Genomic DNA, 11,685 nt, shown 5'->3' on the forward strand with positions numbered 1-11,685 from the left:
TCGCCTTGGAAGTCCGGTCTGAACCTAGTCGGTGGCCGCAGGTCACACCCGGGCGAGCCCGGCCGTCATCCGGCGACCGGCCGTCCGAGCGGCCAGGCGGGGGCGGCGGGACACTGGCCGGGTGACGTCGCCCCCGCCGGGCCACCGCGGCCTGGTCCGATTGCTGAACACCGCCGACGGGCGGGCGCTGTGCCTGGCCGGGGCGGTGGACGCCGACGTCGTCGCGGCCTTCCAGCGTCGCTACGGCCGCGAACCGGTGCGGGTGGACGTGATCGACGCCGGATCGGTGACCTCGCTGTCCGGAGCCGCCCTGGAGCTGGTCCGCGACCACCTGGACGCCGCCGCACTGGGCGGCCGGGCGGTCGCCCTCCGGCGGTCCGCCGCCTTCGGCCGGCTCCTCCAGCAGACCTGACCGGACCGGGGCGAGGCCACGCACCGCGTGACCCGCCCCGGCCGACCGGGGTCAGTGCGCGGCCACCGCCGTCGGCCGGGCGAGCCGGACACCGACCGCGGCCACCACGGACAGCGCACCGAGCACCGTCAGCGCGGAACCCAGCCCGTCGAGCGCGCCGCTGAGGGCCAGCACCACCAGCGGGCAGACGAACTGGCCGAGGAACAGCGCCGACGTCCAGACCCCGGTGGCCCGGCCGCGCTGCTCGAAGCCCAGCGAACCCAGTGCCCAGCTGAGCAGCGCCGGCAGCAACAGCCCGTTGCCCAGCCCGGTGACGACGGCGCAGGCCGCGACCACCGGCACCGACGACGCCATCGCCAGGCCGATCAGCCCCAGGCCGGAGAGGAGGAAGGCCACCGGGATGGTGACCACCGGGCCGAGCCGGGTGAGCCGGCCGAAGGCGAAGGCGCCCGCCGCGGTGCCGAGCGAGCCGATGGCGCTGACCGCACCGATCGTGCCGGTGGACTCGACTCCCAGTGCGTCGAGCTTGAACGACAGCTCCACGATCAGCACGTAGAACACCAGGCCGCCGAAGAGGGTCACGCCGACCGGCGCGGCCAGCTGGTGCCAGGGCAGCGCCGGCAGCTTCCCGGTGCGCGCAGCCGGGCCGGTCGCCGGCTGCCAGATGTGCCGCGCAGCCAGGACGGCGAGCGGCAGGCTCACCGCGTACAGCCAGAAGGGCGCCCGCCAGCTGCTCTCGCCCAGCGCGCCGCCCAACCCGAAGAACAACGTCGCCGCCACGGTGGTGCACACGACCTGGTAGCCGAAGTAGCGCTCCCGCTCGGGACCGGAGAAGTAGTCGGCCAGCAGCGTGGTGCAGCAGGTCATGATCGCCGCCTCGGTCAGCCCGACCAGCACCCGGCTCGCCACGATGAGCTCCAGCGAGTCCAGCCACAGCGGCGCCGTCCCGACCACGGCGTAGGCGACGAGCGCGCTGACCAGCAGCCGCTTGCGGCCCACCCGGTCCACGATCCGGCCGGCGATCATCGCGGTCAGCCCGATGACCAGGGCGGGCGCGGTGAGCACGATCGGGGTCAGCGCCTGGACCCCGGGCGTGCCGGCGAAGGCGTCCTCGATGGCCGGCAGCACCGGCGCGAGCAGCACCGAGCCGAGCACGGCCAGGCAGCTGGACAACAGCAGCACGGTCACCTGCGGGCGCCCGGCGGGGCGGCCGGTGGCGGGGTCGACGACGACCTGGCCGGCGGGAGGCGGGGCGGACAGCCGCGGGCGGCTCGGTGCGGACTCGGACACGGGCATCTCCAGGGGGTCAGCGCCGGTCCACGGTGACCGGCTTCACTGACCGAGGAGTGTCAGGAGGGCGCCGCCCGAGCGGAAATCACTTCTCCTGGGGTGGGGCATCAGCCTCGTCGATGACCAGCGGACCGCCGACGGCCTGCCGGGCAGCCCGGGCGATGACGTCCCGCAGGTAGCGGTGCTCGGGGTCGTCGTCCAGCGCCGGGTGCCACCACATGGCCTCGACCAGCGGGCCGACCTCGAACGGGCAGGGCAGGGCACGGATCCCGGCGCCGAGCGGCAGCATGTCCACCAGCCGCCGCTGCAACAGCGCGATCCGGTCGCTGCCGGCGACCAGGGTCGGCACGGTGATGAAGTCCTCGGTCACCACCTGCACGCGCGGCTCGATGCCGAGCATCCGCATCTGCCGCGCGGCCGGGGTCGACGCGGTCTGCCCGTGGTAGGTCACCACCCACGGCAGCGTCCGCAGGTCCTCCACGGTGAGGCCGGCGTCGGCGACCGGGTTGTCCGAGGAGACCACGCACACCCACTCGTCGCGGTACAGGTCTCGGTGGGACAGGTCGCTGACGAAGCCGTGCGGCAGCAGCATCACGTCGGCGCCCAGCAGCGTCTGCTCCGCCCGCTCCACCAGGGCCGGTGAGTGCGGAGTGAGGCGCAGCCGGGTGTGCGGCGCCTCCTCGCCGAGCAGCCCGGCGAGCGTGTCGCCCAGCACCACCACGACGTAGTCGCTGACCAGCACGGTGAACTCCCGCGTCGAGGACGACGGGTCGAACTCCGGCTGGGCGGTGAACACCCGCTCCGCCCCGGCGAGCGCCAGCCGGGACAGCTCCCGCAGCTGGACGGCGAGCGGCGTCAGCCGGTACTCGTTCCCCGCCCGGGTCAGCAGCTCGTCGTCGAAGTGCCGGCGGAGCCGCGCCAGCGACGCCGACAGCGCCGGCTGGCTCAGGCCCATCCGCGCCGCGGCCCGGGTCACGCTGCGCTCCTGCAGGAGGGCGTCGAGGGAGACCAGCAGGTTGAGGTCCAGCCGGGCCATGTTCATGGACGGGGAGTATCCACGCCGTCTATGCCGTGCATCAGCACTCTCGTCTTCCCTGATCACTTGCCGTCGCCGAACGTCACGTGGGTCGCTTCAAGGAGGAGACCGACGTGACCCACGATGCACCGACCGAGCTCGACCGCTCCGACCCGGAGTCCGCCATCGCCGCGGCTGCGAAGCGCTGCTCGAACTGGGGCCGCTGGGGCGCCGACGACGTCCTCGGCACGCTGAACTTCCTCGACGAGGCCAAGCGCCTGGAGGGCGCCCGGCTGGTCCGGCGCGGGGCGAGCTTCTCCCTCGCCCAGTCCTTCGACATGAACGGCCCGCAGAAGGGCTGGCGGCGGCGCACCAACCCGGTGCACACGATGCTGGACACCGGAACCGACGCCGAGCGCGGGCAGGGCTTCCCGCACGGCCTGGGGGGCGCGGACGACGTCGTCTTCATGCCGCTGCAGGCCTCCACCCAGTGGGACGGGCTCGGCCACATCTTCGACCACGGCATGGCCTGGAACGGCCGCCGCGCGGGCGACGTGGTCACCAGCGCGGGCGACGCGGTCACCGGCATCGAGACCGTGGCCTCGCTCCTCGCCGGCCGCGGGGTGTTGCTCGACGTGGGCCGGGCGCTCGGCACCGACGGCGAGCTGCCCGACGGCTTCGCCATCACCACCGAGCACCTCACCGCCACGATCGCGGTGCAGGGCGAGACCGCCCGGGTCGGCCGCGGCGACCTGCTGCTGGTGCGCACCGGTCGGCTGGCCCGCGCCCGGCGGGACATCGCCGAGGGCCGCGGCTGGGGCGACTACGCCGGCGGTGATGCCCCCGGCCTGTCGTTCACCACCGCCGACTGGCTGCACGGCACCGAGATCGCCGGCATCGCCACCGACACCTGGGGCTTCGAGGTGCGGCCGAACGAGTTCGACGTCGCCTTCCAGCCACTGCACCAGGTGTGCATCCCCAACATGGGCCTGTTCCTCGGCGAGATGTGGGACCTCGACGCGCTCGCCGCCGACTGCGTGGCCGACGGCGTCTGGGAGTTCTTCCTCACCGCCGCTCCCCTGCCCGTGACCGGCGCCGTCGGCGCACCGGTCAACCCGATCGCGGTCAAGTGACGAAGGAGTCCCCCGTGCCCGCAGTGAACAACGTCCTGGTCGTCGGCAGCGGTCTGGCCGGTGCCGCCACGGCCATCCACCTGGCCAGCCGCGGTGTCGCCGTCGACCTGCTCGAGATCAAGCCGGACGTCGCCGCCCTCGGCTCGGGCATCACGCTGCAGGGCAATGCGCTGCGGGAGCTCCGCACGCTGGGCGTCTGGGAGCAGGTCGCCGCGGCCGGCTACGCCTTCGACGTCACCGGCATCCGGGCCCCCGACCCGCACGGCTCCGTGCTCGCGGAGATCCCGGACGCCAAGACCGGCGGCCCGGACCTGCCCGCGGCGATGGGCATGCCCCGCCCGGAGCTGGCCCGCATCCTCTGTGACCGGGCCACCGAGGTCGGCGTGAAGCTCCGCCACGGCACCACGTTCACCGAGCTCACCCAGGACGACGACGGCGTCGACGTCACCTTCTCCGACCACTCGACCCACCGCTACGACCTGGTGGTCGGCGCCGACGGCCTCCGGTCCTGGACCCGCCGGGCGCTGGGGATCAACCTGGAGACCCGGTCGATCGGCATGGGCATCTGGCGGGCGTTCGGCCCGCGTCCGGCCAGCGTCACGCGTACCGACCTGTACTACGGCGGGCCGTCGTTCATCGCCGGCTACTGCCCCACCGGCGAGGACTCGCTCTACGCCTACATCGTCGAGCCGGCCCAGGACCGCAGCGCCCTCTCCCCGGCCGAGCAGCTGGCCACCATGCGGCAGCTCTCCGAGGCCTACCACGGCCCGTGGGACGAGATCCGCGAGACGCTGACCGATCCCTCGCGGGTCAACTACACCTGGTTCGAGACGCACGTGCTCGACGAGCCGTGGAACCGCGGCCGGGTCGTGCTGATCGGCGACGCCGCGCACACCTGCCCGCCGACCATCGCCCAGGGCGGCGCGATGGCCCTGGAGGACGCCGTCGTCCTGGCCGAGCTGCTCACCGAGCGGACCGTGCTGGACCAGGACCTCTGGGACGCCTTCCACGCCCGGCGGTACGCACGGGCGAAGACCGTCGTCGACGCCTCGAACACCCTCGCCCAGTGGCAACTGGACCACGTGCAGGGCGACGCGCCCGCGCTCTTCCGCCAGATCGCCGAACTCACCAGCCAGCCCGCCTGAGCCGAAGGACCCCCGATGACCGAGCGCCTGATCACCCACCTTCGGCACGTCGACCTGGCGGTGCCCGACCACGCCAAGCAGCTGGACTTCTACACCAACACGTGGGGCCTGAAGGCCGAGCACACCGACTCCGGCCTCACCTTCCTGGCCGCCGAGGGCTCGCCGGAGCAGTACATCGTCCGGCTGCGGCAGTCGGCCGACAAGCGGGTCGACCTGGTCTCCTTCGGCACGGCCACCGCCGCCGACGTCGACACCCTCGCCGGCCGGCTTGCTGCCGACGGGGTCCAGCTGATCGGCGAGCCGGACACCCTGCAGACCCCCGGCGGCGGCTACGGCTTCCGGTTCTTCGACAACGAGGGCCGCACCGTCGAGATCAGCTCCGACGTCGCCGTCCGGCAGCACCGGACGATCGAGGAGGGCGAGTCGATCCCGGTCCGGCTGAGCCACGTCGTCCTCAACTCCGCCGACCCCGAGGGCACCGTCGCCTTCTACGGCAAACACCTGGGGTTCGCCCTGTCCGACACCCTGATGCACCCGCGGATGGGCAACATGATGTGGTTCCTGCGCACGAACGCCTGGCACCACAGCATGGCGGTCGCCCGCGGCCCGCACCCGTCGCTGCACCACGCCTCCTTCGAGCTGCGCGGCATCGACGAGTACATGCGCGGCACCGGCCGGCTGCTGCGCCAGGGCGTGGAGAAGATCTGGGGCCCGGGTCGGCACAGGGCCGGCAACAACACCTTCAGCTACTTCCTCGACCCGCACGGCAACACCGTCGAGTACACGACCGAGCTCGAGGTGCTGGACGAGGACAGCTGGCACCCACACGTCTACGACTTCAGCGACCCCGAGGTCTCCGACCAGTGGGGCACCGCCAACGCGATGAACGAGTTCGTCGCCCAGCGCTCGTTCAACGACCCGGACAAGGGCCTCTTCGTGGCCCCGCCGGTCTGATGCGCTTCGCCACCTACGAACAAGGCGGACAGGTGCGGGCCGGGGTCGTCTCCGACGCCGGCCTGCACGGACTCCCCGCGCGGACGACGGTGCGCGACCTCGTCCGCGCGGGGCTGCCAGCCGCGCTGGCGGCCGGCGCGGCTGCGCTGGACAGGCCCGCCGTCCCGCTCGACGCGGTGCGGCTGCTGCCCCCGCTGGAGGCGCCCAGCGTCCGGGACTTCGTCGCCTTCGAGGAACACGTCGAGGGCGTCGTCGCCGGCATGGGGCAGGGCGCCGGGGTCGTGCCGGAGTGGTACGAGGCCCCGACCTTCTACTTCACGAACCCGCACGCACTGGTCGGTGCGCACGACGACGTCCCGGTCCCGCCGGGCTCGCAGCTGTTCGACTTCGAGCTCGAGGTGGCCGTCGTCATCGGCCGGGACGGCGCCTCCCTCACCCCCGACCAGGCCGGGGACCACGTCTTCGGCTACACCGTGCTCAACGACTGGTCGGCCCGGGACCTGCAGCGGCGGGAGATGGCGGTCAAGCTCGGCCCGGCCAAGGGCAAGGACTCCGCGACCACCCTGGGCCCCTGGCTGGTCACCGCCGACGAGCTGGAGCCGTACCGGGACCACGACGGCTTCCTCACCCTGGACATGCGCGTCTGGGTCAACGACGTCCTGATCGGCCAGGATCTGCTGTCCAACATGGCCTGGCCGTTCGAGGAGCTCATCGCCTACGCCTCCCGCGGCACCGTGGTGCGCGCCGGGGACGTGCTCGGCTCGGGCACCTGCGGCAACGGCGGCTGCCTGGCCGAGCTGTGGGGACGCCGTGGCGACCAGGCCCCGCCGCCGCTGCAACCCGGCGACGTCGTGGAGATGACCGTCGAGGGCATCGGCACGATCCGCAACCGCGTCGTCCCCGGGATCGAGCTGCCGCCCGTGGCCCCGGCCCGCCCGCGCCCGCGCACCCGCCGGCGCACCCCCTGATCGAGAGAGAGACATCGTGTTCGAGTACTTCCCCGACGGCCCGTACACCTACAACCTCGGCGTCGTCGCGACGCTCAACTCCGGCGGCCTGATCGAGGAGGTCGACCGGGCCTGCCGGCCGATCAAGGAGGCCGCGGCCGCCGGCGAGGACGCCGGGACCCCGGCCTTCCTGCGCGCCTGGCGCACGCTGACCGACCAGCTGGTCGGTCAGGCCGAGGACGCCGAGAAGGCGGGGCACACCCGCACCGCCGGTCAGCTGTGGTTCCGGGCCAGCAACTACCTGGCCCAGGCCGAGCGGATGCTCTCCCACGCCAACCCCGACCGGGTGCCGACCTACCGGCGGATGCTCGAGCTGGCGCAGAAGGCCTTCGACCTGCACAGCCCCCGGGTCAGCCGGGTCGCCGTCCCCTACGAGGGGACGACGCTGCCGGCGTACTTCAGCCAGGCGCCGGCCACCGACGACGGGCCGGCCCCCGTCGTCGTGCTGGTCAACGGGCTGGACTCCACCAAGGAGCACATGTACGCCTCGAACCACTGGGAGGAGCTGGCCGCCCGCGGCATCTCCTGCCTGATGCTGGACCAGCCGGGCACCGGTGAGGCGCTGCGGCTGCAAGGGCTGACCGCCCGCATCGACGCCGAGGTGTGGGCCGGCGCCTGCATCGACTGGCTGGAGACCCGCGAGGACGTCGACGCGAGCCGGATCGGGATCGTCGGCTGGTCGCTCGGCGGCTACTACGCCCCCCGCGCCGCGGCCTTCGAGAAGCGCTTCGCGCTCTGCGTCGCCTGGGGCGCCAACCACGACTGGGGCGCCGTGCAGCGCCGCCGGCGGGAGCGCGAGGGCGAGCGCCCGGTCCCCCACTACTGGGAGCACGTGCTGTGGGTGTGGGGCCACAGCGGGGACGAGGAGGACCTCGACGCCTTCCTCGACTTCGCCGACGACGTCCGCCTGGACGGCGTCGTGGAGAAGATCAGCGTGCCGTTCCTGATCGCCCACGGCGCCAACGACCGGCAGATCCCGTTGGCGTACGCGCACCGCTCCTACGACCAGGCGGTCAACTCCCCCAAGCGCGAGCTGCGCGTCTTCACCGCGGAGGAGGGGGCCACCGAGCACATCGGCCTGGACCACCTCTCCCACGTCAGCACCTACATCGCCGACTGGGTCGCCGACACCTTCGCCGAGCTCGCCGCTGCCCGCGGCTGACCTCCTGCGGCATCGCGACCCGGCCGCCGCAGCTCGTCGCGACACCGCTCCTCCGAAGGCTCGGGTTATCGTCCGGGTCCCTGGAGGAACCGGCGTCGAGCGAGGGGCGGAGCAGCGAGGTGCGCAGACCGTCACCGAGCATGATCGACGTCGCCCGGACGGCGGGCGTCTCGCTGGGCACGGTGTCGAACGTGCTCAACAACCCGGCGAAGGTGGCGGAGACCACCCGGCGGCGGGTGGAGGCCGCGATCGGCGAGCTCGGGTTCGTGCGCAACGGTGCGGCCCGGTCGCTGTCCTCGGGCACCAGCTCGACGTTCGGGTTCGTGGTCATCGACCTGAGCAACTCGTTCTTCCTGGACATGGCCCGCGGCGCCGAGCAGGAGGCCAGCGGCTCGGGCATGAACGTGCTGCTGGCCAACGCCGACCTCGACGACGCGAAGCAGCACACCTACCTGGACCTCTTCGAGGAGGAACGCGTGGCCGGCGTGCTCCTCGCCCCGCAGCAGAACGCGGCGGGCGAGACGACGTCCCTGCGCGCACGCGGCATGCCGCTGGTGGTCCTCAACGACCCTTCGGTGGGGCCGGAGGTCTGGACGGTGCAGACCGACAACGTGCACGGCGGGCACCTGGCCGCCCGGCACCTGATCGAGCTCGGCCGCCGGCGGCTGGTCTTCGCCGGCCCGGACGACCTGGCCGTCGTGCGGCAGCGCTTCGAGGGCGTCGAGCGCGCGGTCCGCGAGTCCGGTGGCGCGGTGACCCTGGAGCGGATCCAGACCCCCGGCGTCCGTGTCGAGGACGGCCGCCGGGTCGGCGACGAGCTGCTCGCCCGACCGGCGCACGACCGCCCCGACGGCGTCGTCGCCGGCGCGGACCTGCTGGCCCTGGGCCTCATCCAGTCGCTGGTGGTCGACGGCCGGTTGCGCGTGCCCGAGGACGTCGCCGTCGTCGGGTACGACAACAACCGCGCGGCCTGGAACAGCGTCATCCCGATCACGACACTGGACCAGGCGGGCGAGGAGATGGGCCGCCGCGCCACCCAGATGCTCCTGGCCCAGCTGGACGGCAGCCCGGCGGACGGACGGCGGTCGGTCACCCTCGAGCCGTTCCTCATCCCGCGGGAGAGCACCGTCGGACGGTGACCCGCCGGCTCCCCGGGAGCCCGCCGGTCAGGTCCGACGTCCCACCGTTGACCCTTGGTGTGACGCCCGTTACCTTGACCGCACGGTCCGGATTGAAGCGCTTCAAGCGCCCGGACGGTCCTGCCCATCCCCGAGAGGACGACGCTGTCCATGACGACCCACCCACCCCGCCGAGGCGTCCGCCGCGCGGTCTTCCCGATCGCCTTCGCCGGCCTGGTGACCCCCCTCGTGGTGGTCGCCGCGCCCGCGAACGCGGCCGCCGCCGACTGCTCCGACGTCTCCGCGTACCCCTGGACGGACACCAGCAAGACCCCGGACGAGCGGGCCCACGCCCTCCTCGAGGCCAGCACCCAGCACCAGAAGTACCGCTGGCTGGTCGAGCAGCCGGCCAACTCCCCGGAGCAGACGGAGTTCTCCGGCGTCACCTATCCGGTGCAGGTTCCCTGCACCCCGACCGTCGTCTACACCGACGGACCCGACGGCGTCCGGTTCACCCCGGGCGTCACCGCGTTCCCGGCGCCCATCTCGGTCGCCAGCACCTGGGACGAGCAGCTGACGTACGACCGCAGCGCGGCCGTGGCGGCGGAGGCCTTCGCCACGGGGAAGAACGTCGTCCTGGGCCCCGGCCTCGCCAGTGGACGCACCCCGCTCTCCGGCCGGACCGCGGAGTACTTCGGTGAGGACCCGCTGCTCACCGGGGTGCTGGCCGCGGCCACCGTGAACGGACTGCAGGAGAGCGGCGACGGCGAGCGCGCCGTGCTGGCCAACCTCAAGCACTACGTGGGCAACGAGCAGGAGCTCGACCGGCAGCTCAGCTCATCGGACATCGACGAGCGGACCCGCCGGCAGATCTACGACCTGCCGTTCGAGATCACCATGGACCGCAGCGACCCGGCCAGCGTCATGTGCTCGTACAACCAGATCGACGACGTGTACGGCTGCGAGAACCCGCTGCTGGACGACGTCCTCCGGGACGACCTCGGGTTCGACGGGTACGTGCTGAGCGACTTCGGCGCCGTGCACTCGACGGCGCCGAGCCTGGACGCGGGGTTGGACCAGGAGCTGAACCGGCCGGTCTTCTTCACCCCCGAGCTGCTGGACCAGGCGCTCGCCGCCGGCGAGGTCACCCAGGAGCAGATCGACCAGGCGGCGTTCCGGGTGGTGCGCACCTACCTCGCGGGCGGGCTGTTCGACCACCCGCTGCCGACCACCCCGGTCGCCGACGCCGCAACACCGGAGCACGAGGCCCTCGCCCGTCGGGTGGCCGCGGAGGGCAGCGTCCTGCTGGCCAACGACGGCGTGCTGCCGCTGGCGCCCACCGCCGGGGACACCATCGCCCTCATCGGGCCCACCGCGTCGAGCACGCCCACCGACGGGATCAGCGCCGCCTCGGTCTGCTCGATGGCCTGGCGGTTCAACGACGCCGGGACGATGGAGTGCGAGGACCTGGTCTCCCCCGAGACGGCGATCCGTGAGCGGGCCGCACAGGACGGCGCGACCGTCACCTACTCCGACGGCAGCGACGTGACCGCCGCTGCCGCGGCCGCGGCGCAGGCCGACGTCGCCGTCGTCTTCGGGTACCAGCGGTCCGGTGAGTTCAGCGACCTGCCCGACCTGCGGCTGCAGGGCGACGGCGACGCGCTGATCGAGGTGGTCGCGGCGGCCAACCCGGACACCGTCGTGGTGCTGCAGACCGGCAGCGCGGTGGAGATGCCCTGGGTCGACGACGCGCGGGCGGTGCTGGAGACCTGGTACGCCGGTGAGCAGATGGGCCCGGCGACCGCCGACCTGCTGTTCGGCGACGTGAACCCGTCGGGTCGGCTGCCGATGACGTTCCCCGTCTCCCTCGCCGACACCCCCACGGCGGCCTCACCGGAGCGGTACCCCGGCACGTTCGCCGACGGCTCGACCACGCGACCCGAGGGCAGCACCGAGATCCGGCAGGTCGAGTACAGCGAGGGGCTGCAGGTCGGCTACCGCTGGTACGAGGCCCAGGACATCGAGCCGCTGTTCGCCTTCGGCCACGGGCTCAGCTACACCGACTTCGAGTACGACAAGGTGAAGGTCACCCCGGCCAGCACGAAGGAGGGCCAGGAGGTCCGGATCCGCTTCCGACTCACCAACACCGGTGACCGGGTCGGCACCGAGACCGCCCAGGCCTACGTGACCCTGCCCGACAGCGCCGGTGAGCCGTTCCGGCGGCTGGTCGGCTGGGAGCAGGTCACCCTGCAGCCCGGTGAGCACCGGAAGGTGGAGATCACGCTGACCGCCGAGGACCTGCGGCTGGCGCAGTACTGGGACGAGTCGACCGACTCGTGGCAGACCCCCCGGGGCACCTACCAGGTGCACGTGGGCGGGTCCGTCGAGGCAACCGCCGGGACGACGTTCCGGGTGCGCTGACCGATCACGAGGAGAGGGGCGGGGGGCG

At 72.9% G+C, this 11,685-nt stretch carries 10 protein-coding genes; 8 read left to right on the plus strand and 2 right to left on the minus strand.

The window, feature by feature from the left end:
• The first annotated feature begins 121 nt into the window (after positions 1–121).
• The gene (locus tag IN07_RS18200) at positions 122–412 is read left to right on the plus strand and encodes a hypothetical protein (RefSeq protein WP_052091463.1); all 291 of its coding nucleotides are present in this window, start codon (positions 122–124) and stop codon (positions 410–412) included.
• Positions 413–463: 51 nt separating this feature from the next.
• Here the strand turns inward: IN07_RS18200 and IN07_RS18205 are convergent, their stop codons facing one another.
• Positions 464–1,702 (minus strand): MFS transporter, encoded by a 1,239-nt coding sequence (locus IN07_RS18205; protein WP_036338851.1) that lies wholly within the window; start codon positions 1,700–1,702, stop codon positions 464–466.
• Positions 1,703–1,787: 85 nt separating this feature from the next.
• Positions 1,788–2,744, minus strand: coding sequence for a LysR family transcriptional regulator (locus IN07_RS18210; RefSeq protein ID WP_036338417.1), 957 nt, complete (start codon positions 2,742–2,744; stop codon positions 1,788–1,790).
• Positions 2,745–2,851: 107 nt separating this feature from the next.
• Here IN07_RS18210 and IN07_RS18215 point away from each other — a divergent pair, with 107 nt between their 5' ends.
• The 7 genes from IN07_RS18215 (at position 2,852) to IN07_RS18245 (ending at position 11,657) form a co-directional block, all read left to right on the plus strand.
• A complete protein-coding gene (locus tag IN07_RS18215; protein WP_036338854.1) occupies positions 2,852–3,850 on the plus strand; it encodes a cyclase family protein in 999 nt (332 codons plus the stop codon).
• Between the two features lie 14 nt (positions 3,851–3,864).
• Positions 3,865–4,995, plus strand: a complete 1,131-nt coding sequence (locus tag IN07_RS18220) for an FAD-dependent oxidoreductase (RefSeq protein WP_036338420.1) — start codon at positions 3,865–3,867, stop codon at positions 4,993–4,995.
• A 15-nt stretch (positions 4,996–5,010) separates the two neighbouring features.
• Positions 5,011–5,949 (plus strand): VOC family protein, encoded by a 939-nt coding sequence (locus tag IN07_RS18225; RefSeq protein ID WP_036338423.1) that lies wholly within the window; start codon positions 5,011–5,013, stop codon positions 5,947–5,949.
• On the plus strand, positions 5,949–6,917 hold the full coding sequence (locus tag IN07_RS18230) for a fumarylacetoacetate hydrolase family protein (RefSeq protein WP_036338426.1): 969 nt from the start codon (positions 5,949–5,951) through the stop codon (positions 6,915–6,917). Before IN07_RS18225 ends, IN07_RS18230 begins: the two co-directional genes overlap by 1 nt.
• Before the next feature lie 16 nt (positions 6,918–6,933).
• Entirely contained in the window at positions 6,934–8,118 is a 1,185-nt protein-coding gene (locus tag IN07_RS18235) for an alpha/beta hydrolase family protein (RefSeq protein WP_036338429.1), read from the plus strand.
• A gap of 140 nt (positions 8,119–8,258) precedes the next feature.
• On the plus strand, positions 8,259–9,257 hold the full coding sequence (locus tag IN07_RS18240; RefSeq protein WP_036338432.1) for a LacI family DNA-binding transcriptional regulator: 999 nt from the start codon (positions 8,259–8,261) through the stop codon (positions 9,255–9,257).
• 150 nt (positions 9,258–9,407) lie between these two features.
• Positions 9,408–11,657, plus strand: coding sequence for a beta-glucosidase (locus tag IN07_RS18245; RefSeq protein WP_081975527.1), 2,250 nt, complete (start codon positions 9,408–9,410; stop codon positions 11,655–11,657).
• The last annotated feature ends 28 nt before the right edge of the window (positions 11,658–11,685 follow it).

It is taken from the genome of Modestobacter caceresii (assembly GCF_000761485.1).
Classification (GTDB): Bacteria; Actinomycetota; Actinomycetes; order Mycobacteriales; family Geodermatophilaceae; genus Modestobacter; species Modestobacter caceresii.

Coding starts and splice junctions, on each gene's coding strand:
- IN07_RS18210 (WP_036338417.1), bottom strand. CDS start 2,744: ATGAACATGGCCCGGCTGGACCTCAACCTGCTGGTCTCCCTCGACGCC.
- IN07_RS18225 (WP_036338423.1), top strand. CDS start 5,011: ATGACCGAGCGCCTGATCACCCACCTTCGGCACGTCGACCTGGCGGTG.
- IN07_RS18230 (WP_036338426.1), top strand. CDS start 5,949: ATGCGCTTCGCCACCTACGAACAAGGCGGACAGGTGCGGGCCGGGGTC.
- IN07_RS18240 (WP_036338432.1), top strand. CDS start 8,259: ATGATCGACGTCGCCCGGACGGCGGGCGTCTCGCTGGGCACGGTGTCG.
- IN07_RS18245 (WP_081975527.1), top strand. CDS start 9,408: ATGACGACCCACCCACCCCGCCGAGGCGTCCGCCGCGCGGTCTTCCCG.